This is a genomic window from Pseudomonas turukhanskensis (assembly GCF_027922365.1).
Lineage (GTDB): Bacteria > Pseudomonadota > Gammaproteobacteria > Pseudomonadales > Pseudomonadaceae > Aquipseudomonas > Aquipseudomonas turukhanskensis.
Genome location: NZ_BSFN01000017.1, coordinates 1 through 22,807 on the forward strand (window position 1 = coordinate 1; position 22,807 = coordinate 22,807).

General features: G+C 61.1%; 22 protein-coding genes. 8 read left to right on the forward strand and 14 right to left on the reverse strand.

The genetic code is table 11. From position 1 onward, the window contains the following. The first annotated feature begins 141 nt into the window (after window positions 1-141). On the forward strand, window positions 142-699 hold the full coding sequence (folE, locus tag PKE98_RS20955) for a GTP cyclohydrolase I FolE (protein WP_271197337.1): 558 nt from the start codon (window positions 142-144) through the stop codon (window positions 697-699). A 10-nt stretch (window positions 700-709) separates the two neighbouring features. Here the strand turns inward: folE and PKE98_RS20960 are convergent, their stop codons facing one another. The 5 genes from PKE98_RS20960 to PKE98_RS20980 form a co-directional block, all read right to left on the reverse strand. Next, window positions 710-1,465: an SDR family NAD(P)-dependent oxidoreductase gene (locus tag PKE98_RS20960; protein WP_271197338.1), complete on the reverse strand. Its 756-nt coding sequence runs from the start codon at window positions 1,463-1,465 to the stop codon at window positions 710-712. A 114-nt stretch (window positions 1,466-1,579) separates the two neighbouring features. Beyond that, the gene (locus tag PKE98_RS20965) at window positions 1,580-2,629 is read right to left on the reverse strand and encodes a phosphotransferase family protein (protein WP_271197339.1); all 1,050 of its coding nucleotides are present in this window, start codon (window positions 2,627-2,629) and stop codon (window positions 1,580-1,582) included. Continuing rightward, complete coding sequence (locus tag PKE98_RS20970) at window positions 2,626-3,921, reverse strand: acyl-CoA dehydrogenase family protein (protein WP_271197340.1); 1,296 nt, start codon at window positions 3,919-3,921, stop codon at window positions 2,626-2,628. Before PKE98_RS20970 ends, PKE98_RS20965 begins: the two co-directional genes overlap by 4 nt. Window positions 3,922-3,944: 23 nt before the next feature. Beyond that, window positions 3,945-4,682 (reverse strand): SDR family NAD(P)-dependent oxidoreductase, encoded by a 738-nt coding sequence (locus PKE98_RS20975; RefSeq protein WP_271197341.1) that lies wholly within the window; start codon window positions 4,680-4,682, stop codon window positions 3,945-3,947. A 123-nt stretch (window positions 4,683-4,805) separates the two neighbouring features. Continuing rightward, window positions 4,806-7,037, reverse strand: a complete 2,232-nt coding sequence (locus PKE98_RS20980; protein WP_271197343.1) for a CoA transferase — start codon at window positions 7,035-7,037, stop codon at window positions 4,806-4,808. Window positions 7,038-7,230: 193 nt separating this feature from the next. Between PKE98_RS20980 and PKE98_RS20985 the strand changes: the two genes are divergently transcribed. Further along, window positions 7,231-7,638 (forward strand): VOC family protein, encoded by a 408-nt coding sequence (locus tag PKE98_RS20985; protein WP_271197344.1) that lies wholly within the window; start codon window positions 7,231-7,233, stop codon window positions 7,636-7,638. On the opposite strand, the gene PKE98_RS20990 is transcribed toward PKE98_RS20985, so the two are convergent. From PKE98_RS20990 to PKE98_RS21000, 3 genes are read right to left on the reverse strand one after another with little or no spacing between them, the layout of a single operon-like run. After that, on the reverse strand, window positions 7,635-8,414 hold the full coding sequence (locus PKE98_RS20990; protein WP_271197345.1) for an SDR family oxidoreductase: 780 nt from the start codon (window positions 8,412-8,414) through the stop codon (window positions 7,635-7,637). The genes PKE98_RS20985 and PKE98_RS20990 overlap by 4 nt on opposite strands. 14 nt (window positions 8,415-8,428) lie before the next feature. After that, on the reverse strand, window positions 8,429-9,475 hold the full coding sequence (locus tag PKE98_RS20995) for an oxygenase (protein ID WP_271197346.1): 1,047 nt from the start codon (window positions 9,473-9,475) through the stop codon (window positions 8,429-8,431). A gap of 15 nt (window positions 9,476-9,490) precedes the next feature. Beyond that, complete coding sequence (locus PKE98_RS21000) at window positions 9,491-10,432, reverse strand: Rieske 2Fe-2S domain-containing protein (protein WP_271197347.1); 942 nt, start codon at window positions 10,430-10,432, stop codon at window positions 9,491-9,493. A 177-nt stretch (window positions 10,433-10,609) separates the two neighbouring features. Here PKE98_RS21000 and PKE98_RS21005 point away from each other — a divergent pair, with 177 nt between their 5' ends. The 3 genes from PKE98_RS21005 to PKE98_RS21015 are packed head-to-tail and all read left to right on the forward strand — an operon-like array spanning window position 10,610 to window position 13,749. Next, window positions 10,610-11,080: a MarR family winged helix-turn-helix transcriptional regulator gene (locus PKE98_RS21005; protein WP_271197348.1), complete on the forward strand. Its 471-nt coding sequence runs from the start codon at window positions 10,610-10,612 to the stop codon at window positions 11,078-11,080. After that, entirely contained in the window at window positions 11,073-12,224 is a 1,152-nt protein-coding gene (locus PKE98_RS21010) for an HlyD family secretion protein (RefSeq protein WP_271197349.1), read from the forward strand. The genes PKE98_RS21005 and PKE98_RS21010 overlap by 8 nt, the downstream gene beginning before the upstream one ends. Then, window positions 12,217-13,749, forward strand: coding sequence for a DHA2 family efflux MFS transporter permease subunit (locus tag PKE98_RS21015; RefSeq protein ID WP_271197350.1), 1,533 nt, complete (start codon window positions 12,217-12,219; stop codon window positions 13,747-13,749). The genes PKE98_RS21010 and PKE98_RS21015 overlap by 8 nt, the downstream gene beginning before the upstream one ends. A 48-nt stretch (window positions 13,750-13,797) precedes the next feature. Here the strand turns inward: PKE98_RS21015 and PKE98_RS21020 are convergent, their stop codons facing one another. The 4 genes from PKE98_RS21020 to PKE98_RS21035 form a co-directional block, all read right to left on the reverse strand. Continuing rightward, a complete protein-coding gene (locus PKE98_RS21020; RefSeq protein WP_271197351.1) occupies window positions 13,798-14,337 on the reverse strand; it encodes a glutathione peroxidase in 540 nt (179 codons plus the stop codon). Window positions 14,338-14,449: 112 nt separating this feature from the next. Beyond that, complete coding sequence (locus PKE98_RS21025; protein ID WP_271197352.1) at window positions 14,450-15,217, reverse strand: SDR family NAD(P)-dependent oxidoreductase; 768 nt, start codon at window positions 15,215-15,217, stop codon at window positions 14,450-14,452. Window positions 15,218-15,264: 47 nt separating this feature from the next. Then, entirely contained in the window at window positions 15,265-15,552 is a 288-nt protein-coding gene (locus PKE98_RS21030; RefSeq protein WP_271197353.1) for a DUF3861 domain-containing protein, read from the reverse strand. Window positions 15,553-15,596: 44 nt separating this feature from the next. After that, on the reverse strand, window positions 15,597-16,079 hold the full coding sequence (locus PKE98_RS21035; RefSeq protein WP_271197354.1) for a GlcG/HbpS family heme-binding protein: 483 nt from the start codon (window positions 16,077-16,079) through the stop codon (window positions 15,597-15,599). Window positions 16,080-16,314: 235 nt separating this feature from the next. Between PKE98_RS21035 and PKE98_RS21040 the strand changes: the two genes are divergently transcribed. The 3 genes from PKE98_RS21040 to PKE98_RS21050 all read left to right on the forward strand — a co-directional run bounded on the left by PKE98_RS21040 (window position 16,315) and on the right by PKE98_RS21050 (window position 20,092). Further along, on the forward strand, window positions 16,315-17,205 hold the full coding sequence (locus PKE98_RS21040; RefSeq protein WP_271197355.1) for a helix-turn-helix domain-containing protein: 891 nt from the start codon (window positions 16,315-16,317) through the stop codon (window positions 17,203-17,205). Between the two features lie 143 nt (window positions 17,206-17,348). Then, window positions 17,349-18,992, forward strand: a complete 1,644-nt coding sequence (locus PKE98_RS21045) for a flavin-containing monooxygenase (protein ID WP_271197356.1) — start codon at window positions 17,349-17,351, stop codon at window positions 18,990-18,992. A gap of 59 nt (window positions 18,993-19,051) precedes the next feature. Beyond that, window positions 19,052-20,092: an alpha/beta fold hydrolase gene (locus PKE98_RS21050; RefSeq protein ID WP_271197357.1), complete on the forward strand. Its 1,041-nt coding sequence runs from the start codon at window positions 19,052-19,054 to the stop codon at window positions 20,090-20,092. Between the two features lie 258 nt (window positions 20,093-20,350). Here the strand turns inward: PKE98_RS21050 and PKE98_RS21055 are convergent, their stop codons facing one another. Continuing rightward, on the reverse strand, window positions 20,351-21,250 hold the full coding sequence (locus PKE98_RS21055; RefSeq protein WP_271197358.1) for a phytanoyl-CoA dioxygenase family protein: 900 nt from the start codon (window positions 21,248-21,250) through the stop codon (window positions 20,351-20,353). A gap of 186 nt (window positions 21,251-21,436) precedes the next feature. Next, the gene (locus tag PKE98_RS21060; RefSeq protein ID WP_271197359.1) at window positions 21,437-22,741 is read right to left on the reverse strand and encodes an alginate export family protein; all 1,305 of its coding nucleotides are present in this window, start codon (window positions 22,739-22,741) and stop codon (window positions 21,437-21,439) included. Between the last annotated feature and the right edge of the window lie 66 nt (window positions 22,742-22,807).

Below are 22,807 nucleotides of genomic sequence, written 5' to 3' on the forward strand. Positions count from 1 at the left end.
CGCAAGCTGCTGCACATCGCCTATGGTGTACTCAAATCGGGACAACCCTTCGATGTGCAAAAGGCGCTTGCCCACTGATGGGCAAGACGGTATCTACGAGATCAACAGCATCGCGCAACCCACAACAACAAGGTCTCCCCCATGAACGACGAACTCGAACCCCACTACCACGCCATCCTCAAAGGCGTCGGCGAAAACCCGCAGCGTGAAGGGTTGCTGGACACCCCCAAACGCGCCGCCAAGGCCATGCAGTTCCTCTGCCATGGCTACCAGCAAACCCTCGATGAAATCGTCAATGGCGCGCTGTTCGAGTCGGATAACGACGAGATGGTGATCGTGCGTGATATCGAGCTGTATTCGCTTTGTGAACACCACCTGCTGCCGTTCATTGGCAAAGCCCATGTGGCCTATATGCCGACGGGCAAGGTGCTTGGGCTGTCCAAGGTGGCGCGCATTGTCGATATGTATGCCCGGCGTTTGCAGATCCAGGAAAACCTCACCCGGCAAATCGCCGAAGCGATTGCCGAGGTTACCCATGCGGCCGGCGTGGCGGTGGTTATCGAGGCCAAGCATATGTGCATGATGATGCGCGGGGTGCAGAAGCAGAATTCGCAGATGTGTACCTCGGTAATGCTCGGGGCGTTTCGCGACTCGCAAAACACACGCCAGGAATTTCTGCAGTTGATTCGCGGGCACTAGCCACTAGGTTCTAACTGAGCATCAGCATGCCGCCGTCGATCATCAGGGTTTGCCCGGTCACAAACCGCGAGCCCTCGCCTGCCAGAAACACCAACACCGGCGCCAGGTCGCGCGCCGGCTCGCCCAAGCGGCCACCTATCGGCACCTGAGCGGCCATATAGGCATCGTGCTGCTGCAGCTGTTCGGCGTTCATGCTGGCACGGGTGGTGTCGTACATTGGCGTCCACATAGCGGGGGCAATGGCATTTACGGTAATGCCCAGCGGCCCCCACTCGCGCGCCACGGTACGCGTCCAGGCCAGCACCGCGCCTTTGCTGGCGGCGTAGTGCGCTTTGCCGGGCTGGCCCATCACGCCGGCGGCTGAGGCGAAATTGATGATGCGTCCGCCGTGGTCCTTAAGCCGTTCATAGGCGGCACGGTTGGTCAGAAAGGTGCCGCGTGTGTTCACGGCAAAGACCTTCTCCCACTCATCTAGGGTAATGGCGTCGGCCGTGGCATTGGGCGCGATGGCGGCAGCGTGTACCAACACATCCAGGCCATTGAGCTGCTCACTGGCCCAGGCAAAAGCGGCGGTTACCGAGTCGCTGTCCGAGATATCGCAAACCCGCGAACGGGCCCAGCCACCTTTGTGGCTTTGGATGGAGGCGGACTCGCCCACGTCCAGGCTGACCACATGGGCACCTTCCTCGACGAACGCGTTGACTACCGCCGCGCCAATACCCCTCGCGCCGCCGGTGACGATGATGCGTTTACCTGCCAGTTGCATGGTGTATGTCCTTATCGTTCGGGCCTGACGTTGAGCCCTGTAGGAGCCAGCTTGCTGGCGAATGCAATTTCAGCGTTTGCACAACATTGGAGAGCTTCGCCAGCGAGCTGGCTCCTACGGTTGGTGGATACGGTTTAGGGCGGTGGCGAACAGGCGCACGGCCGAAGCGTGGTGCTTTTCCCCGGTAGCCATGGGCGCCTTGCCTGCGCAGGCGCGGGCATAGCTGACTTCGAGAAAGATGCCGAGCTTGAAGCCGGCCAATACCAGGTACCAGGTGAAGTCGGCCAATGAACGCGAGCTGCCGGCGCGGTAGTGGGCGACCAGTTCGTCGCTGCTGCAGAAGCCATCCCAGGGATGAACCTCAATGGTGCCGGCGCCAAAACCATTGGCGTCCGGCCAGGTGACTACCAGCCAGGCCAGGTCCAGCAACGGGTCGCCAATGGTGGCTAACTCCCAGTCGACCACCGCCGCCAGCTCGGCGCTGTCGGGGTGGAACATCACGTTTGAGAGGTGGAAGTCGCCATGGGCAATGCCGGGCTGAAATTGCCGCGGGCAGTTGCCATTTAGCCAGGCAGCCAGGCGCGCCAGCCCCGGTAGGCCATCGGCGCCCGGCCAGCCGGGGTAGTCTTTGACGCTATCCAGATGCAGCAGCCAGCGCGTTACCTGGCGTTGGTGAAAGCCCTCGGGCCGGCCGAAGTCTGTCAGGCCCACTGCTTGGTAATCGATTTCACCGAGGTGCAATAACGCATCGACCATCGCCAGCCCCATGCGCCGGCGCAATGCCGGCTTGTGGCTGTGGGGCTCAGGCAAGCCTGCTGCGGAGTTGGGGTTAAAACCTTGTACAGGTTCCATCAGGTAGAAGCTGGCACCCAGCACGCTCGGGTCATCACAAGCCGCGATAAGTGCTGCATGCGGCACCGCCGAACCGGCCAGCGCCTTGAGCAAGCGCGCTTCACGGGCGATGGTTTTGCCGCCGACTTCGCTCAGCGCTTTGGAGGGCCGCCGCAGCACGAATTCCCGTGTACCACGGCGAAACCGCAGCAACAGATTCTGTGTGCCCCCGGTCAAGCGTACGGGCGAATTGATAGACCCGCTTTCCAGCCCTTGCCTATCCATCCACTCGGCCAGGCGCGTGAGGTCGACCAACTCCTGCCAGTCGCTCATGCGTCGTGCTCGCCCATGCTGGCTAACGCATCCGCGTATTTTTCTCGGGCACGGGCGGCGGCAGTCGGGCGGTGGTAGTCGGGGAACAGCTCCTCGCAGGGCTCGTAGTCACGCAGCAGTTGCTTGGCGACGGTGACTTTGTGGACTTCGGTCGGGCCGTCGGCCAGGCCCATTTGGAAGGCGCGGACGATATAGCCGGTAAACGGCATTTCTTCCGAAACACCCAACGAGCCATGCACATGCAGCGCCCGCGCAGCGATGTCGTGCAGCACGGTCGGCATCGCTGCTTTTACAGCGGCGATGTCTTTGCGCACCCGTTTGTAGTCCTGGTATTGGTCGATTCGCCAGGCGGTGCGCATCACCAGCAAACGGAACTGTTCGAGTTGAATCCAGGAGTCGGCGATCTTCTCCTGCACCATCTGTTTGTCCGCCAAACGACTGCCTTGCGTACTACGCGACAACGCCCGTTCGCACAGAGCATCCAACGCTTTCTGCGCCTGGCCAATCACGCGCATGGCGTGGTGTACGCGGCCGCCGCCAAGGCGTACCTGCGCAACCACAAAGGCCTGTCCCGGCTCGCCCAACATATCGCTGGCCGGCACTCGTACCTGGTCGAACGACAGGTAGGCATGGGTAGCAGCCGGGTCATCGGCGATGCCGACGTTGCGGATAATGCTTACCCCCGGCGTATCGGCCGCCACGATAAACATCGACATGCCGTGGTGGGCTGATACGTTCTTGTCGGTAACCGCCATCACGATATAAAACGCGGCGTAGCGGGCGTTGGAGGCAAACCATTTCTGGCCAGTGATCACCCAATGGTCACCGTCACGTACCGCTTCGGTGGTGAATACGGCCGGGTCGGCACCGCCTTGCGGTTCAGTCATGGCGAAGCAGGAAACAATGTCGCCATCGAGCAGCGGTTGCAGGTAGCGCTGCTTCTGCGCCGGCGTGCCGTAGTGGGCAAGAATTTCACTGTTGCCGGAGTCCGGCGCCTGACAGCCGAAGACTATGGGGCCGAACAGCGAGCGGCCGAGAATTTCGTTGATCAACGCCAGGCGCACTTGGCCGTAGCCGGCGCCGCCCAGTTCAGGACCGAGGTGGCAGGCCCATAATTTTCGCGCTTTAACCTGGGTTTGCAGGGGTTTGACCAGCTTGCGAAACAGCGGGTCGTGGATATTCCACGGGCTGCCCAGCACATGGTCCAGCGGTTCGACTTCTTCGCGCACAAACTGGTCGATCCAGTCGAGCTCCAGCTGAAATTCGGGGTCGGTCTGAAAATCCCAGGCCATGGTACGTCTCCTAGCAAAAGGGCTCAGGCCAGCAGCATGCCGCCGTCGACCAATAGGGTTTGGCCGAGCACATAGCTGGCCAGGGGCGAGGCGAGAAACAGGGCGACATTGGCCATGTCTTGCGGGGTGCCGAGGCGCCCTTGCGGAATGCCGCGCAAGGCGCCTTCCAGGCGTTTCGGGCTGCTGGTGGTCACGCGCGTGAGCTTGGTTTCCACCAGGCCAGGTGCGATGCCGTTTACCCGAATACCGTCGCGCGCCCAGGCTTCGGCCAAGGTGCGGGTCAGGCCAAAGGCGCCGGTTTTGGAGGCGTTGTAGGCCGGGTTGCCACGCGTGGAATGGAAAGCGGCCGCAGAGCTGACGGTAATCATCGAGCCCTGGGCCTCCTTCAGCTGCGGGTAAAACTTCTGCGCGCAGACCATCAGGCTGGTGAGGTTGACATCTAGCACCCGTTTGAAGCCTTCGGTTTGAAATTCCTGCCGGTCGTAGAGCACCGTGCCCTGGGCTTGCACCAGTACATCCAGGCGGGTAAACGGGATGGCGGCGGCTTCGATCAACGCGGTATCCGCGACATCGACCTGGGCGTAGTGCAGGCCTTCCAGGTTCGAGTCTGGCGAGTCGGCGTAGGCCGCCGCGTTAGCGCGGGTGCCCCAGACATACACCTCGGCACCGCGCTGGCGGAAGCTTTGGGCAATGCCATTGCCGATGCCGCTGGAACCGCCGACGACCAGCACGGTTTTACCGCTGAAATCCAATTCGTTCATGGGTACTCCGTATGGTTTTTGTGGGTGAGGCTACGGCCGTCACGCTTTTGATCTCGTAGGGTGTGCTGTGCGCACCGTGCGATTTCGTGGGAGATCGCTTGGTGCGCACAGCACACCCTACGATTACAGCGTCAGCAGGCCAGCAGCGGCCAAGCGTTCCAGTTCATCGCTGGCAAACCCCAGCCCTTCCAGCACCTGCCGGGTGTGTTGGCCCAACGCCGGTGGCGGTCGTTGCAGGCTCAGCGGTAAATCGCCGAAATCCCAGAACGCGCCAATCTGTTGCAGGTCACCGTAAACAGCGTGGGGGTAATGGGTGTGCAGGCCGGCAGCGGCGTGTTCGGGGCTGTCGAGGAAGGCATCGAGCTGGGCTTCCAGCACGGCTTCGGCAGGTACGTTGGCGTCGGCCAGATGCTCCAGCGCGGCGTGCTGGGTAAGCCCAGCGAAGTAATCGACGGGATGTTCTCCGGTCACCGAATGGAATCGTTCGACCTCATCCGGCAGCAACGCCGCCACCGCAATCCAGGCATCACGGCAGGCGTACAAACGATGGCTGTCACTCAGGCCGGTCTGCTCGCCATCCATATGCTCAATGGCGCTGACGCTGCCGTCCGCGCGGCCGACCGCTTCGCTCATGGTCAGCAAGGTAGCGCCGAGTAACGACGAGTTGACCATCTGCCCGGCACCTGTGTGGTTGCGCTGGTACAGGCCGAGCAACAACGCATACACCGACGAAAGCCCGGCAAAGAAATCACCCACGCCAAAACGCAGCCACATCGGCGGTTGCCCGGCGCCGCCCTGCTCCACTTCCCAGCCGCACGAGGCTTGCATCAGTTGGTCGAACCCCGGCCAATCGGCACGCGGGCCGCTGGGGCCATAGGCGCTGACATGACAGTAGAGCAGCTGCGGATTCAGGGCCTTGAGGCTGTCGTAATCGACCTTGAGTTTGCGTGCCGCCGGCAGGCGCATATTGTGGTGCACCACGTCCGCCCAGCGCGCCAATGCCTGCACGACGGCCTCGGTTTGGCTATCGCCCAGTTGCAGCGCCACACCGAGTTTGCCGCGCTGGGTGCCGCTGAAAATTCGCTCGAGGCGGCGCATGGCATCGCCTTTGGGCGCCTCGACCTTGATCACCTCGGCGCCCAGGTCCGCCAGCAGCAGGCAGGCGAACGGCCCGGCCAGGTAGGCGCCGAGGTCGAGCACTTTGAGGCCGTGCAGCGGCGCTAACGAACCACCCGCACTTGCTGCCAATGCTGGTTTCGGCGCGGCATTCAGCAGCTGTTTATTGCCTTCCCCGGCGACCGGCGCACTGCCGCCGACCCGCGCCGGCGGCTGTACTTTCCAGGCTGGGCCCGGCTGCAACGTTTTGCCTAACACGACATCGTCCACTTCAACCACATAGCCGTTAAGCCGTGCTTGCTCGTCGAAGTAGATCGCGCCAAAGGGCGCGGCGATTTGTGCGGCCACGTCGTGTTGCCAGAAATGCTCGACCCAGTCTTGCGCGGGCCGGGTGGCAATGACCGCTTTGTTGGCGCCGAAGTTGGGTGCCACATGGCTGGGCGGCCAGAGGGCATTCAAGCGCGTGACTTCAGCTTCACCCAGCGCAGCCAAGGCGGTGGCCATCCACGGTGCCTTGTCCGGCGAATAATGCACGTGCAGCCAACGGCCATCGGCGCATGGGTGCAGGGGAATGGGGATGTGTTTGTCGAGTCCCTTGGCAAAGGTCGGCGTCGGCGTTTGCGCGCGGTTCCAATGCATGGTCATGGGCACCAGCGCGGCTTGGGCCAGGCTGGTATGGGCGATGCCGCCACGGCCGTCTCGGTCGCGGGCGATCAATCGTGCCATCACACCGATCACACACAGCCAGCAGGCCAGCCAGTTAGCGAAGGGCATGCGCACAAATACTGGTCCTTCACGGTGGCCGGGCTGCTCATCCAGCAAGCCCAGGCGCGCGAGGATGAGGGTTTCGCGTGGCAGCGCATTCGCCAGCGCATAGCGCTGTGGCCAACCACTAATCGCGGAGATGACCAGGTTAGGGAACACCTTGATTAGCTGCGCGTCTTGCAGCCCGTGGGCGGCGGCAACCTGCGGGGTAAAGTCATGGAGCACTACATCGGCGCTGGCCAGTAGCCGCTGCAGCTGCTGGTGGTCGTTCGCGTTGTGCAGATCGAGGGTAATGCTGCGCTTGCCCCGATTGAGTGTGGCAAACAGCGCGGCGTTAAGCCGGGCGGGATTGCTTGGCGACTCCACCATCACCACCTCGGCGCCGGCTTCACGCAATTGCAGGCCAGCGGCAGAGCCAGCGATTCCGGAACACAAGCTGATAACGCGAATACCGTGGAGGATGGCTTGGCTCATACAGCACCTTTTGGTGTCTTGTTTTGCTCACAGCGCCCTGCAGCAAAAGCTGCAGCACGAATCCCATGGCTGCACCCTACTCCACCGCCTATAAATTCCATATTTAGATTAGGATTCCGAATATAGAACCATAAGTCACAATATGCACATTTCCCTATACTTTGTTCCATTTTCTGTAAAACGGGCGTTGCCGATGATTACGCGTATGGACCACTTCACCCTCGTCAGCGACAATCTGGATGCCACTCGGCAGTTCTATGTCGAGGTGCTTGGCCTTGCCGAAGGGCCGCGTCCGCCCTTCCCGGTACCGGGGTTCTGGTTGTACGCGGGAGAGCATCCGGTACTGCATGTGGTCGGTGTCACGCAGATGCCGGAACCGCGCCGTGGCGTGCTCGACCATATGGCGTTTCGGGCCGAGGGTTTGGCACGCACATGGCTGATTCTGGAACGCTACGGCATCCGCTTTTCGGTGGTGCGTGCACCCGGCGCCGAACGTACCTGGCAGCTGTTTATGCAAGACCCCAACGGCGCTGAGGTGGAGCTGGATTTCGACGCCACTGAGCTACCGCCCGCCGATTGGAAAACCCGCCTCGAGCGCTAGACCAGCCCCGCATAACTGCCGCCATCGACCTGCAGGTTTTGCCCGGTGATATAGCCCGCCTGCGCCGAACACAAGAAGACGCAGGCGGCGGCAAACTCCTCGGGTTGGCCGAAGCGCCGCGCTGGGATGGGTTTGAGCATTTCCAGGCGTGCCTGTTCCAGGCTGAGCGTGCGCTGCTTGGCCACCTGCTCGGTCATATAGCGCAGGCGGTCGGTTTCGATGCGCTCGGGCAGCAGGTTGTTGAGGGTGACGTTGTCGCGCGCTACTTCGGTGGCCAACGCCTTGCTGAACGCGGTAAGCCCGGCGCGTGCGGCGGTGGAAAGGCCCATGGGCAAACGGGGCGACTTGACCATCGCCGAGGTGATATTGACGATGCGTCCAAAGCGCCGCTCACGCATGCCGCCGACCACCGCCTGAATCAGCAGAATGGCCGACAGCATATTGGCCTCAAGCGCGGCCAGCCACGCTGCATGGTCCCAGTCTTCCAGCCGCCCCGGTTCCGGTCCGCCGTTGTTGGTGACCAGAATGTCCACCACTGGGCAGGCGGCCAACAACCTGGCACGCCCGGCCTCGGTGGAGAGGTCGGCGACCACGGTGCGCGGTAGATACCCACTAACCTGCAACACCTCCTGCGCCACCAGGGCCAACGTGGCCGGGTCGCGGCCATTGATCACCACTTCGCACCCTTCTTCTGCCAACGCCACGGCACACGCCTTGCCCAGCCCGCGAGACGAGGCGCAAACCACGGCGGCACGTCCTCTGATACCCAGATCCATTGCGGCGCTCCTGCTCAGTCGTTCATGCCCAATAGGCCTGAGATATCCCGTCCGGGCTCGGCATCGCTGCCATAAGCGAACTGCCCGGCGGCCTGGCGCTCTGCCAGTTGCTCCATCTGATAGCGGTAGCGGGTGCCGGGTTTGTCGAAGCGCGAGTGCATGTCCAGACGCTCGTCCGCTTCGAAGTAGCGCTGGTTTTGGGGGCGCACCACGGAGTTGTCTTGCGGCTGAATGATGTAGTTGATGCGCGGCATCACATAGCGAAACGGCGCCGGCGCGGCGGTGGTGTTGAAGGTGACATCGCAGCGGGAGCGGTGCTTGCCCACCGGCAGAAACGGTTGCAGGTTGGGCACGTCGTAACCGGGGCGAAAACGCGGGTAGGAGATACACACGTTGCTGCGCAAATGAATATGCAGCACGGCGCGAAAGTCTTGGTACTTGGCGCGCACACCGCCGACCCAACGCATGATCGGCGCCACGGATTTCTGCGCTACGGTGCGGGTACGGGTGACGGTTTCCGAGGTCCACTCCACCTCCACCACGTCTGATTCGGAAATGCCGTCGCCGATGGTATTAGCATGCAGAAAGTCGGCGTGGGTGAGGTCGATGAGGTTCTCCACCGACAGCGCCGAGGTCGCATCAAACCGCACGGTGCGCTGGGTGTAACCGGGGATATTGCCGTCTTCGGGCAGGAACGGAATATGGGGCAACTGCAACGGGTCGGCGGCGTCCGGATTGCCGTACCAAGCCCAGATATAGCCGTAGCGTTCCACCACCGGGTAGAAGCCACTGCCGCCGGTAAATTCGCTGAGGTGCAACGCCTCGCCTTTGCTGCGTTGCGGGTGAAATTCGGCGGCAATCGGCAGGCCGTTCTCGCGCCACAGGTAATAGGGCTGGGCGTGAATGATGCGGCGGATCGGGCGCGCGCATAGGTCGCGGCTGTGGGACACCGGAAACCAGGTATCGCGCAGGTCGTAGTTGATAGGTGTCCAGTCGCCGCGCAGTTTGCGCGCGGGTGCTTCGCCGGTAGTTGTTTCGTTGGTGCTTGGAACGGCATGCATGGCAGTTCTCCTGGCTCAGACCACCGCGCTCACGGGGATCAAACGGGGCGGGCGGGCGGCGTGCAAATCGCGCGATGGGGCTTCCAGCAGCGCGGCTACCGCCGACCCATCGATCAGGCTGTTCACGGTAAAGGGCGCCTTGTGCCACACCCGTGCCGTACGCCAGCGCAACGGCGCCTTGGCGGGTACTTCGGCATGCACAAAACCGCGCCAGCACAGGCTGGTGGTGCCACGCCGATTGGCGCCGGAGGCGATGGCCAGGCTGATCAGCGGGGTTTCATCTTCGCTCAGCAAATCGACCCGAATGCTGCCGCCCTGCACCGGCACCTCGGTGCGCACGATCAGCGGGTAATCGACGACAAAGTTCGACGGCAGAATCTGCGTGGTCCATACCGCGCCGCGCTCCAGCACCAGGCGGCCGTGTTCTTTGCGCACATCGCCAAGGAAGAAATCGGTCATGCGCACATGGGCGAAATTCAGCAGGCATTCGGGGCCATCGAGCATCGCGGCGAGGTACTGCTCGTGGCTCATGTTGACGATGGTCGAGCCGGTGAACTGCTGGCCGACGGGGCGGTAATCGTCGGTGGGCAAATCGATATCCGGCACGCCCTCTCCCAGCCACACATGTACAAAGCCATTGCCTTCGCTAACCGGAAAAGCACGCGCGGCGTAGCGCGGGGGGACCGGTTCGTTAGTGCGCAGATTGGGGATTTGTGTGCAGCGCCCGCTGGCGCCATCGAAGGTCCAGCCGTGGTAGCCGCATTGCAGCCCGGCGGCCACTACCCGGCCCAACGCCAACGGCACGCGGCGGTGCGGGCAGCGGTCTTCTAGGGCGAAGGCTTGGCCCTCGGCATTGCGGAACAGCACCAGTTCTTCGCCGGCGAACGCTACGGCCAACGGCGTTTTGTCGTTTACAGCCTCGCAGAGCGCCATGGCCCACCAGCCAGGAGTCGTCATCGGGTTTTGCCTCGTTTTTGTTATGTAGGGCATCACGGTAGGGTTAACGGTAGCGCTGCAAGGCGGAGGCAGCAACAACAAATAGACACTTTTCTTTTATCTGTACAAATTAAATTGCCCAAAACCGCTTAGCCTAAATATCATAAGCATGCTCATGGACTTCTCAGGTATGCCCAGATGCCCCAATCAACCCTTGGTTTTGTGCTGCACGATGTCGCGCGCCTGATGCGCAAACGCTTCGAACAACGCGCCCGCGCGGCCGGCCTGACCCGCTCGCAATGGCAGGTGCTGGCCAAGCTGTCGATGCACGAAGGTATTCACCAGAAAGGCCTGGCCGACCTGCTGGAGATCGAGTCCATCACCCTGGTACGCCTCTTGGACAAGATGCAGGAGCGCGGCCTGATCGAGCGCCGCAGCCACCCCACCGACCGCCGCCTCTCCCTGCTGTACCTCACCCCCGGTGCCCACCCCCTGCTGGAATTTATGCGCACCATCGGCGAACAGACCCGCCTGGAAACCATGACGGATTTCACTGCCCAGGAGCACGACCACTTGCTGCACTACCTCGAACGTATGCGTACCCACCTGCTAACCGCCTGCGCCCAGCCGATTGGCGACGCCCTTGAGCATGAGGTGAAACATGGCTGAGCCCGTGATGGAGCGCCCAGCCGTGCAGGCGGACGTAAAACCCGTGCAAGACATCGCGCCGGCAGCGGAGCCACCTGGCGAGGAGCCGGGTCCCGCTCGCTCGCGTACGCGCCTGGGTTTGTTCGTGCTGGCGCCGTTGGCCGTCGCCGCCTTTGCCGCCTGGTATGTGCTGGGCGGCAGCGTGGTCAGCACCGACAACGCCTACATCCAGGCCGAGCGCGTGGGCGTGACCACCGATGTCGCCGGCATCGTGGCCGCCATCGAAGTGACCGATAATCAGGTGGTGCATCAGGGTCAGGTATTGTTCCGGCTTAAAGCCGAACCCTTCGAAATCGCCCTGGCCAGTGCCAACGCGCAGCTGGACAGCGCGCGCAACCAGATCATGTTTCTCAAGGCCAGCTACAACCAGTCACTGGCCGAAATCGCCCAAGCCGAAGCAAAGCTACCGTACTACCAGACCAACTTTCAGCGCTTGGAAAAGCTGGTGAGCGTTAACGCGGTGTCCAAGACCAACTTCGACGACGCCCATCAAGACCTGGACAACACCCGGCAAAAAGTCGCGGTGGCCAAGGCGCAGGCAGCGGCTGCATTGGCCCAATTGGGCGGCCGGCTGGACACGCCGGTGGAGCAACACCCGTCCTACCTGCAAGCCCAGGCGGCGGTGAATGAAGCCGAACGTAACCTACGCAACTCTGTAGTGGTTGCGCCCTTCGATGGCGTGGTTACCAATGTGGATTCGCTGCAAGTGGGCGCTTACCTGCAACCACCGCAGTCAGCCTTCAGTCTGGTCTCGAGCGACCACCTGTGGGTGGCCGCATCCCCCAAAGAAACCGAGCTGACCCACGCCCAGCCCGGCCAGAGCGTGACCATCGAAGTGGACACCTACCCCGGCGTTATCTGGCACGGCACGGTGGAAAGCATCAGCCCGGCATCCAGCGCGAGCTTCTCGCTGCTGCCGGCGCAAAACACCACGGGCAACTGGGTAAAAGTGGTGCAGCGCATTCCGGTGCGCATCCGCATCGATGACAGCGCCGGCAAGCCGCCCTTGCGGCACGGCATGAGTGCGGTGGTGGATATCGACACCGGCGCCGCGCGCGGCCTGCCGAACCCCCTGGCCAGCCTGTTCGCCAGCCACCATGAGTGAAGTGCTCGGGCCACTGCCGCCCTCCCCGCTGCGGGTCATCATTACCCTGTGCGTAGTGCTGGCGGTGGTGATGCAGGCGTTGGATACGACCATCGCCAACGTGGCGCTGCCATATATGCAAGGCAGCGTTTCGGCCAGCGCCGACCAGATCAACTGGGTGCTGACCAGCTATATCGTCGCCACAGCGGTGATGACCCCGCCTTCGGCCTTTCTGGCTCAACGCTTCGGCCGCAAGCGTGTGCTGCTGTGGTCGATCTTCGGTTTCGTACTGACGTCAGTGCTGTGCGGCATCGCCCAATCGCTGGAAGAGATCATTCTGTTCCGCCTGCTCCAGGGGATTGCAGGCGCTGCACTGGTGCCGCTGTCGCAGGGCATTCTGCTGGACATTTACCCGCAGAAGGATCGCGGCTCGGCCGTGGCCTTGTTCGGCGTATCGGTAATGGTCGGCCCAGTGCTGGGCCCCATGCTCGGCGGCTGGCTGACGGAAAACCTCAGCTGGCGCTGGGTGTTCTTTATCAATCTGCCCATCGGCCTGCTGGCCTTTATCGGCATGACCCGCTTTATTCGCGAAACCCCGCCTGACCGCAGCGCTCGGCTCGACTGGTTAGGCTTTGGTTCGCTGAGCGTGGCGATCATGTCGATTCAGCTGTTTCTGGACCGCGGTGAACAACTGGGCTGGTTTGACTCCGGGGAGATCATCATTGAAGCGCTGGTCGCCGCCGTGGCAACGTACATCTTTATCGTGCACACCCTTACCCACGACAAACCCTTTATCAGCCTCAAGCTGTTCAAAGACCGTAACTACTCGGTGGCGGTGTTGTTCATCTTCATCATCGGCATCACCTACCTGGCGTCGCTGGCCCTGATGACGCCCTACCTGCAAACCTTGATGGGTTACCCGGTACTCACCGCCGGCCTGGTAATGGGGCCTCGAGGGTTGGGCACGATGATGACCATGTTTCTGGCCGGCAGAATCATGGGCAAGGTGGATATTCGCCTGATCCTGTTCACCGGGCTGGTGATGTCCGCCTGGTCGATGTACATGATGACCGGCTGGACCCCGGCAGTTTCCATCGAAACCATCGTCTATGTCGGCTTTATCCAGGGCGCAAGTCTGGGGTTTCTGTTTGTACCGCTGACCACCATCGCCTTCGCCACCCTGACGCCGGCGCTGCGTGGCCAGGCCACTGGGCTGTACAACCTGTCGCGCAACGTGGGATCGAGCGTGGGGATCTCCATCGTTACGGTACTGCTGGCGCAGAACACGCAAATCAACCACGCGGAAATAGGCGCGTATGTCACGCCGTTCAATCGGCTATTCGAGCAGTGGCCGGTAAGCAGCTATCTGAACCCACTGACCGCGAGCGGACGCGCCGCGCTGGACGGGATGATTACGGTCCAGGCCAGTTGGGTTGCGTATGTGGATGACTTCAAACTTCTGATGCTGCTGTCGATTGGGGTGATGCCGCTGTTGTTAGTCTTCAGCAACGCGAAGGTGCCGGCACCGACACCCGCGAGGTCTTAACCGACGGCTGGCACGTGGGGTCGCGTCGGCGGTTGGACACCCCGCCGTTTAAGCGAGCGCGGCTTCGATGGCTTGAATCAAGCGCAGATCTTCAGCGGTCACGTCTGGAGAGAAGCGGCCTACAACCTCGCCCTGACGATTGATCAAAAACTTCTCGAAGTTCCACAACACATCGGTGGGCTGGCCCGGCTCAATACCGTAACCGCTGAGTTTCTCGCGGAACGGACCATCCCCGGTGCTGGTGGGCTGAGCGCTGGTCAGGGACGCATAAAGGGGATGTTGATCGTCACCCAGCACTGATATTTTCGAGAACAGCGGGAAGCTGACGTCATAGGTCAGCGAGCAAAACTCGCGGATCTCTGCATCGGTACCAGGCTCTTGCCCTTTGAAGTTATTGGCCGGGAACGCCAACACCTCCAGCCCTTGCTCACGCTTTTCTTTATACAGTTTCTCAAGACCTTCGTACTGTGGCGTCAGGCCACACTTGGACGCCACGTTCACCACAAGCAAGACCTTGCCCTGATAGTCGGCCAAGGTTTGCTCGACACCGGCAATGTTCTTGAAGGGAATACTTTGAATTGAGCTCATACGTTGTACCTCCGTTTCATTCAGGAATTTCAGCCAGCCAAGAAGATGGCATAACCACCAGTGGCTGAAGGTTACCCATTCGGCTCGACCCAATCGCACAGAAATACATGCACTACAAGCTGCTCACCAAATGCCCACCATCCACAGCCAACGTAGCCCCAGTCATAAACGAGCCGGCGTCGCTGGCCAGCAACAAAAACGGCCCTTCCAGCTCTTCAAGCTGCCCCAGCCGTGCCATGGGCACGCCGTTGCGGATGTAGGCCTGCCCTTTCTCGCTGTCGAAATAGGCGTCGTTCATTTCGGTTTTGAAGTAGCCCGGTGCAATAGCATTCACCCGGATGCCATGCCGCGCCAGATCCAGCGCCAGCGATTGGGTCAGCTGCACCACGCCAGCTTTGGCCGCACTGTAGTGGCTGTAACCTGCGCCCGCGCGCAAGCCGAGGATGGAAGCGATGTTGACGATGCTGCCGCTTTTTCCCGCGTTGACCAGGCGCTGGGCGGCGCACTGGGCGGTGCGCCATACGCCGTCCAGGTTGGTGGACAGCATGGCGCGCCAGTCTTCTTCGCTGATGTCCAACGCGCGCTGACCGTTGCCGATGCCGGCGTTGTTGAGCACCACATCCACAACACCAAAATGGGCCTCGGCGGCGTCAAAGGCGGCTTCGACGCTAGCGCGATCGGTCACGTCCATGGCGACTTCAAACACCTTGCCACCTGCCGCGCGAATATCATTTGCCACCTGTTCCAGGCGCTCCAGACGTCGCGCGCCAATGACTACGCGCGCGCCGGCACTGGCTGCTGTTTTAGCTAAGTGCGCACCGATACCGCTAGAAGCGCCAGTGACCAATACCACGTTGTCCGTCAGAGAAAACCGATTCATCCAAACTCCTCTATTAGGCCAGTTGCTCCAATGCCGCTGAAGCCGAATTATTTTTTGCCTTTTAGCTGCTTCATAAACTGGACGAAATGCGGCCTGAATTCCTCGAACAGCACGTGGTCCTTGTGTTCCAACATCACCTCGCTAAACAGCTTGAGACCCAGGGCAAACGCCGTAGCAGTATCAGGCTCGAAATCGCCGCGAGCGCGCATCAGTTCTACGATGTGAAAGATGTCGTCATGGTTCCCCACCTCAACGCTCAACGGTGCGCGTGACACGGGCTGGCCCTTGGGGTCTTGGAGGTATTCGACTTGAATCCGGTAGCGATGCTGTTTCATATGAAAGTTCTCCAGGTGTTAGGTCAGGGAGGGTTTCAAGCTCATCAGTTGCCCGTTTTGAGGGCTGCGGCAATCTTTTCTGCAAACGCACCGTCATCCACCGATGCTCCGCCAGCGACGCCGACTGCTCCCGCCAACTGACCATTAATAACAACCGGTACGCCGCCCTCTATTGGCAAAATATCCGGCAGATTCTGAAAGCCTGGGTGACCTTGAACGATTTGCTGCTCAAGGGCCTTGGTTGAGAAACCATAGAGCGCGGCCGATTTAGCTTTCTTGATAGATGCGTCTACCATGCCACTGGCAGCACCGTCTGAGCGCTCCAGGTATATCAGCTGCCCGCCATCGTCCACCACCGTGATCACCGAACCTGCGCGCTCCTGTGGTGACCGTTGCAACGTGGAGGATATAGCCGTTTTTGCGCTGCCCAGTGTGATCACGGGCTTGGTGGCCTGCGCTTCGGCAAATGCCATATCAGTACAGAGAAGCGCCAACGCCACTATCGGCCAGATCGTTTTTGCAGTCATAGCGCACCCAACGAAGTTAAAGAAATTAAGTGCGTCGATTGTCCCAAATCACCGCCTTACATACGCTCGAATATCCAGCGCATTAACGCCAAGAATATTGATAGGTCAGTCGACCTTAACGCATGAATCGAGCTGAGCACAGCGTCGATGGCCAGCACGCACCTGTTCACCCCGCCATACGTTGCAATACTGCATGCATGATTGCCGATTCCCTGCCCCCTGGTTTGCCCAAGCCATGACCGACACGATCACCCCTTACCAGATACCCCAATGGGTGCCCGGTGAAACCGTGGGCAGTAGCGACGCCCTCGGCTGGAAAGAGGTGATCCAACGTTCCTATCGGCTGTGCGCGGTGGATGTGGTGGTGCCGCCGGTGGATCACTTCGCGGTGATGTTGCAATGCGCCGAGCCGGTGGAACTGCAGCGGCGTTCGGGGCCGCGCTGGCAGCGCGAGCGGTACGCGAAGGGCGATGTTTCCTTGCTGTCGGTTGCTCAAGAATCCCACTGGCGCTGGGTGGATACGCTGGAGGTTTCGCATGTGTACCTCAGCCGCCGGTTATTGATTACGGTGGCGGAGGAATTGGCCGCGCGTGAGGTGAGCGAGGTCACCTTGCGCGATGTATTGGTGACCACTGATCCGGTGCTCACTTACCTCGCCACGGCTATTACGGCCGAGGCGGCGCTGCCGGGTTTGGGGGCTGGCGTTTATGTAGAGGCACTGGCAACTCAAATGGCGGTCCACCTGCTGCGCCGCTACTCCACCGTTAGCTTTCAACCCCACACCAGCCATTCCAAATTGGATGGCCCACGCCTGCGCAAGCTGCGGCACTACGTCGATGAACATCTTCACGATACGTTGTCCGTTGCACAGCTTGCCGAACAGGTGGGCATGGGCAGTTGGGCCTTTTCACGGGCGTTCAAGCAAGCCACTGGCAGCCCGGCGCACCAGTACATTGTCAGTGCGCGGGTGAAACGGGCGCAGGCCTTGCTCACCGACGCCAGGCTGCCGTTGCGCGACATTGCCGCGCAGTGCGGTTTCTCCGACCAGGCGCATATGACCCGCTTGTTGAAGGCCGCCCTGGGCCTGACACCCCGGCAGTTGCGCACCCACCCGCACGTCACCTGATTATTCAAAAAATCCCACCGTTTCCTTCAAGACCGGCCCCTCCCGGCTCTGTAGCGTGGTCATTACCGGACTGTCGGCTGCCCCCCCACTCACCGGGGCAGCACTGACGCTTCGCCGACTATAAAAATAAAACTGGAGGCCGTATGAACACCCCTTTAGCAACTGCTCGCCCGTCCGCTGCACAGAACACCCAACGTTATGACGCGGTGATTATTGGCGCCGGTATCGGTGGCCTTTACCAGCTCTACCGCTTGCGTGAGGCGGGGCTGAAAGTGCTGGCCATCGATGCCGGCAGCGGCGTTGGCGGCACCTGGTATTGGAACCGTTACCCCGGCGCCCGCGTCGACTCACCCAGCCATGTGTACCAGTATTGGTTTTCCGAAGAACTGAACAATGCCTGGAACTGGAGCGAGCGTTTTCCGGCACAGCCCGAGACCGAGCGTTACCTGAATTTCGTCGCCGACCGGTTTGCCTTGCGCAAGGACATCCAGTTTTCCACCCGCGTGCTGGCCTGTGATTTCGACGAGACCCAGGAACGCTGGCAGATCACCACCGACAAGGGCATTACCCTCAATGCCAAATACCTGATTTCCTGCGCCGGTACGCTGTCGACGCCGCTGAAAAACCTGTTTGTCGGCGAGAAGTCTTTCAAGGGGGAGGTCTATCACACCGCACGCTGGCCCAAGGAACCAGTGGACTTCACCGGCAAACGTGTTGGCGTCGTCGGTACCGGCGCCACCGGCATTCAAGTGGTGCAGACCATCGCCCCGCAGGTCAACGCACTGACCGTTTTCCAGCGCACCGCGCCCTACACCATACCGATGCGCAACCAGCGCTACACCGATGCCGACCGTGCCGCGCTTAAGGCGCGCTTCCACGAGATCAAGGCGCTGGCCCGCAACAGCTTTGTCGGCTTTGATTTCGATTTCACCTACGGCGCCTTCTACGATGCAACGCCCGAGGCACGCCGGGCGATTCTGGAGATGCTCTGGAACGATGGCTCGCTTGCCCTGTGGGCCGGCTCGTATGGCGAACTGTTTGTCGACGAGGGGGTGAATAATGAGGTGTCCGCGTTCGTCCGGGAAAAAATGGCCGCGCGCATCAAGGATCCAGCCCTGATCAAAAAACTGGTGCCTACCGACTACGGTTTTGGCACCCGCCGAGTGCCGCTGGACACCGGCTACCTGGAGACTTTCCTGCGGCCAAATGTGGAGATCGTCGACATCAAGGCGGCGCCCATCGAACGCATCGTCGAGAACGGCGTACAAACCGCCGATGGCAAGATTCACGAGCAGGATGCCCTGATTCTGGCCACCGGTTTTGATGCCTCCACCGGCGCGCTAACCCAGATCGATATTCGTGGCCGCGACCAGCAGTTGCTGCGTGATGAGTGGGCCCACGACTTGCGTACCACGTTGGGGTTGATGGTGCACAAATTCCCCAACCTGTTCCTGACCGCCGCGCCACTGTCGCCCGGGGCTGCGCTGTGCAACGCGCCGACGTGCCTGCAGCATCAGGTTGAGTGGATTACCGACTGCATCGATTTCCTGGAAAAAAACCAACGCGCGGTTATCGAACCCACCTTGGCGCAGCAAGACCGGTGGGTGGCCCACCACGATGAAATGGCGGCGACTTCGTTAGTGGCCAAGACCCGCTCCTGGTACACCGGCGCCAACGTCGACGGCAAGCCGAAACGCCTGCTGGCCTACGCAGGCGGCGTCAACGTGTACCGCGAACACTGCGACGCCGTGGCGGCGCAGGGCTACGCGGAATTTCGCATTAACTGACCGCTGCGCCGGCTCTCGGGCCGGCGCTTTCGCCACCGTCTGCTCCACTGGGTGCCCCCATGACTCACGCCTACTACAACCCTGAACATCACGGTGCGTACGAACTTATCGGCATCGGTGACCTCGCCCTCGCATCGGGTGCCACCTTGCGCGATTGCCGGTTGGCGGTTGCCCTGCACGGCCAGCTCAACAGTGCCAAAGACAACGCCATCCTGATTCCCACGTGGTACTCCGGCACCAGCAAAATCATCGAGGACGTCTTTATCGGCGCCGGGCGCGCCATCGACCCGGCGAAGTACTTCATCATCGTTGTTAACCAGTTGGGAAACGGGCTGTCCAGCTCGCCACATAACACTGCAGGCCCACACGCCCGCGCGGGCTTTCCGAGCATCGCAATTGCCGATGACGTGAGTGCTCAGCATCGCCTGCTTACCGAGCACTTGGGGATTAACAGCCTGGCGTTGGTAATGGGTGGCTCGATGGGCGCGCAACAAGCCTACGAGTGGGCGGTGCGGTACCCGTCGATGGTGCACCGCTTAGCCGCAATTGCCGGCAGCGCGCGCACCAGCGAGGTCAATCAACTGATTGCCGACGCCATCATGCATGGCCTGCGCACCGACCCTGGGTTTGCCGGGGGCAATTACGCAGACTCCACTGCGGTCAGCGAGGGCTTGAAACAACACGCCCGGCTGATGACGCTGCATGGGTTGAGCGCTGACTTCTTCGAACAGCGGCATTACCAGGCGATGGGGTTTGCCACGGTTGCCGATTTTGTTGAAGGGTTTATGACGCCGTACTTCGCGCCCATGGACCCCAACGCGCTGATTACGATGTTGGAAAAATGGCGAGGGGCGGACGTCGGCCATGGGTGCGGCGGCGATCTTGCGGCGGCATTGGGGCGCATCACGGCCAAAACCCTGGTGTTGCCGATTACCCAAGACCTGTATTTCCCACCCGCGATTTGTCATTGCGACGCGCAGTTGATTGCCCAGACGCGCTTCACTTCCATCGACAGCCCGTTTGGCCATTTGGCTTTGTTTGGCGCTGACGCGAGTTGGCTGCAGCAGGTCGACGCCGAGCTTACTGCGTTGCTGCGTTAAGCACTGTTTTTGGCCACCGCGAACCTGTCTTGGCGCGCGGTGCGCTTTAAAATAGCCGCACTCGATTACCGTCGATGCCAGCAGGGGCTGCGCCTTACCACCGCTCCACTCCTCTGCCTGGCTCACCTGGCTTTGCCCTTGGTTCAGGTGAATTTTTTCAGGCGCCCCCCGGCGCCTTTTTTATGTCCCGTTGCCGGTAAAGCGCTCATAAAAAAGGCAGCCCTTGGGCTGCCTTCGACACGCGTTAAACCCAGCGCTTTAGTGCATACCACCCACGAGTCCGAGCGAGCGCAGTACGTCATCCGCTTGCAAGTGGGTGTGCGGGCTGACCATCTTGCCGCCCTGCTCCACCCAGCCCATAAAGTTCTCGCCGGCGTCCCAACCCAACAGACGCTGCACGTCTTCCGGCAGGCCTTTGAGCACGTCGAATGGCACCGACAGGTATTGGTTTTCTTCTTGGCGCACGCAGCCCAGGTCGATGCCCATGGTCAGGCCGGTACGTGGCGCGTCACTGCTGTTAGTGCCGCCACCGTGGTAGGTGGAGCCGATAAACAGCAACGCGGAACCGACCGCCATCACCGCATCAATGGCTTCTTCAGGTTCCGGACGGCGCTCGTCGTCCCACTTGTGGCTGCCTGGAATCACTTTGGTGGCGCCGGTGGTTTCGTTGAATTCAGTCACGGCCAGCATGATCTGCAGGCGCGCTTCGCGGCCGTAGTTGGGATGGCGCCACAGAAAGCTGGTGTCGTCGCGGTGCAACGGCTGCTTGCCCTGCCCCGGATGAATTTGGATGGCCTGGGTCATGCCAATCTGAATTTGCGGGGTGACCGTGGTGCGTTCATGACCAAACCAGACCGATACCGGCTTTTGCAGAATTTGCCGGGCGGCGCCCAGGTATAGAGGGTGCATCACTACGTCAACCATGCGGCTGCAGCGGGCGAACAGGCGGCTGGCACGGCGAGTCGACGTGCCCACGAAGAAGTTTTCGTGGCCAAAGGTGGACGTGTCCAATGCCGCGTCGATCTGCTGCTTGAGCTCTTGAAACGCCGTGCCGGTAATGAAGTCGGCAATGATCACACCGCCATCGCGTTCGATAATTTCCACGACCTGTTCGACGGACGCTGTGTTGGGCAGTGTGACAAGAGAGGCCTTGGACATGATGGATTCCTTACGGATCAGTGGGCGGAAACAGCGCGTGGCTGCGCTTGGAAAAATGGATTCGTCATGAGGAAATATAGGGGGACGCGCGCCTACGCCACAGGTTGCTGCCAGACATTAACAGGTGAATAACGGCCACCTGGTCACGCACGAAAAGGGGCAATGACGCCCCCTCCGAAACTGCGATTAAAACGTCCAGGTCACCAGGGTTTGGAACAGCTGGGAACGCTCGTTATCGCCGTACAACTCCTTGGCACCATCACCTGGCACAGCCACCGCATACACCGCGCTCAGTGACAGCGCAGGCGTAATGGCCCAGTTCACATACAGGTCCACTTCATTGGCAAAGTCGTTGCTGGTCACGCCATCAGGCTTTTTTTCCAACTGGAAGCGATAGCCGACCAACCCGACGCCCACATCCTGATGCGGCTGCACGGCTAGCCTGAGCATGTCAATGTTTACGTTGGCGTTGAACACCATGTACTCGCCCACCACCTCGCCCTGGTACCAGGTGCCGTACTCGCCACCGTAGCCGTAGCTCATCGGGTCGTAGTCGTCGGAATACTGGGTACGGCGGTAGGTCACCGCGGGGGTCCAAGGCAGGTCGGTGAACGAATAGGTGGCTTGGGCATACCAGCCATGGGCCGATTTGTCCGGCTCACCACCGTCCTCCCACACGTATTCGGCCGCCAGGCTGACTTGTGGCAAGGCCTTGAACGGCGTGCCCTTGGCGCGCAGGTCGTACACATCGATACCATCGCGAAACGAGTTGTCGGCATCGGTGGTGTGGAAATACGTGGCGCCAAGGGTGCCCACGGAATCACGCCACTCGAAGTTGCCGCCACGTAACCGCATGCGGTCGCGGTAGTCGGCGTAATCCAGGTCGGCGTTGGCGGTAAGGTCGAATAGGTCGGCGTGCACCTTGCCGGTGTCCAGCGAGGCAATCAGGGTTTTGGTGAATGCGGTGCGCGGCCCGATCCAGGCTGCGGCATCTTTGGCTTGGTCGGCATGGCCGTCGCCAATCAGAAAGCCGTTGTCGATCATGAAATTCTGCCGCCCGGCGCTGATGCTGATTGCATCTTTGCCCAGGGACGGAAACAGGTCGGCGCTTTTCCAGCCAACAAAAGCGGTTTCCAGCCCAATCGACTCAGGATTGTCGCGCGTAAAACCGCCGCCATCGGTGCCGCCACGGGTTAATGCGCCGACCGCCGACACACCGCCGAATACGGTGCCGTAATCCGTCGCCGGCCCGGTGATGCTCAAGCCGGGAAGCACAAACCCTTCAAAGCGGCTGGAGCTGCGATCCACCTCCAGGCCGATGCCGCTGGTGCGTGCGCCGAACGCTTGGTTCTTGTGATAGAGGTAGGCGCCGCCCACTGTGACGCTGGGCTCCACCAGCACCTCGCCAATCTGGAAACTGTCGAGTGCGAAACTGGAATTCGCGTACAACGCGCTCACACCCACTGCGATAAAACCGACTGCTGCCTTCATGACATTTTTTCCCCGTGTCCTATGGTCTGAACCGCGACCTATGCAGGCCGCTTGGGACCGATTGTC

Coding starts and splice junctions, on each gene's coding strand:
- folE (WP_271197337.1), top strand. CDS start 142: ATGAACGACGAACTCGAACCCCACTACCACGCCATCCTCAAAGGCGTC.
- PKE98_RS20960 (WP_271197338.1), bottom strand. CDS start 1,465: ATGCAACTGGCAGGTAAACGCATCATCGTCACCGGCGGCGCGAGGGGT.
- PKE98_RS20965 (WP_271197339.1), bottom strand. CDS start 2,629: ATGAGCGACTGGCAGGAGTTGGTCGACCTCACGCGCCTGGCCGAGTGG.
- PKE98_RS20970 (WP_271197340.1), bottom strand. CDS start 3,921: ATGGCCTGGGATTTTCAGACCGACCCCGAATTTCAGCTGGAGCTCGAC.
- PKE98_RS20975 (WP_271197341.1), bottom strand. CDS start 4,682: ATGAACGAATTGGATTTCAGCGGTAAAACCGTGCTGGTCGTCGGCGGT.
- PKE98_RS20980 (WP_271197343.1), bottom strand. CDS start 7,037: ATGAGCCAAGCCATCCTCCACGGTATTCGCGTTATCAGCTTGTGTTCC.
- PKE98_RS20985 (WP_271197344.1), top strand. CDS start 7,231: ATGATTACGCGTATGGACCACTTCACCCTCGTCAGCGACAATCTGGAT.
- PKE98_RS20990 (WP_271197345.1), bottom strand. CDS start 8,414: ATGGATCTGGGTATCAGAGGACGTGCCGCCGTGGTTTGCGCCTCGTCT.
- PKE98_RS20995 (WP_271197346.1), bottom strand. CDS start 9,475: ATGCATGCCGTTCCAAGCACCAACGAAACAACTACCGGCGAAGCACCC.
- PKE98_RS21000 (WP_271197347.1), bottom strand. CDS start 10,432: ATGACGACTCCTGGCTGGTGGGCCATGGCGCTCTGCGAGGCTGTAAAC.
- PKE98_RS21005 (WP_271197348.1), top strand. CDS start 10,610: ATGCCCCAATCAACCCTTGGTTTTGTGCTGCACGATGTCGCGCGCCTG.
- PKE98_RS21010 (WP_271197349.1), top strand. CDS start 11,073: ATGGCTGAGCCCGTGATGGAGCGCCCAGCCGTGCAGGCGGACGTAAAA.
- PKE98_RS21015 (WP_271197350.1), top strand. CDS start 12,217: ATGAGTGAAGTGCTCGGGCCACTGCCGCCCTCCCCGCTGCGGGTCATC.
- PKE98_RS21020 (WP_271197351.1), bottom strand. CDS start 14,337: ATGAGCTCAATTCAAAGTATTCCCTTCAAGAACATTGCCGGTGTCGAG.
- PKE98_RS21025 (WP_271197352.1), bottom strand. CDS start 15,217: ATGAATCGGTTTTCTCTGACGGACAACGTGGTATTGGTCACTGGCGCT.
- PKE98_RS21030 (WP_271197353.1), bottom strand. CDS start 15,552: ATGAAACAGCATCGCTACCGGATTCAAGTCGAATACCTCCAAGACCCC.
- PKE98_RS21035 (WP_271197354.1), bottom strand. CDS start 16,079: ATGACTGCAAAAACGATCTGGCCGATAGTGGCGTTGGCGCTTCTCTGT.
- PKE98_RS21040 (WP_271197355.1), top strand. CDS start 16,315: ATGACCGACACGATCACCCCTTACCAGATACCCCAATGGGTGCCCGGT.
- PKE98_RS21045 (WP_271197356.1), top strand. CDS start 17,349: ATGAACACCCCTTTAGCAACTGCTCGCCCGTCCGCTGCACAGAACACC.
- PKE98_RS21050 (WP_271197357.1), top strand. CDS start 19,052: ATGACTCACGCCTACTACAACCCTGAACATCACGGTGCGTACGAACTT.
- PKE98_RS21055 (WP_271197358.1), bottom strand. CDS start 21,250: ATGTCCAAGGCCTCTCTTGTCACACTGCCCAACACAGCGTCCGTCGAA.
- PKE98_RS21060 (WP_271197359.1), bottom strand. CDS start 22,741: ATGAAGGCAGCAGTCGGTTTTATCGCAGTGGGTGTGAGCGCGTTGTAC.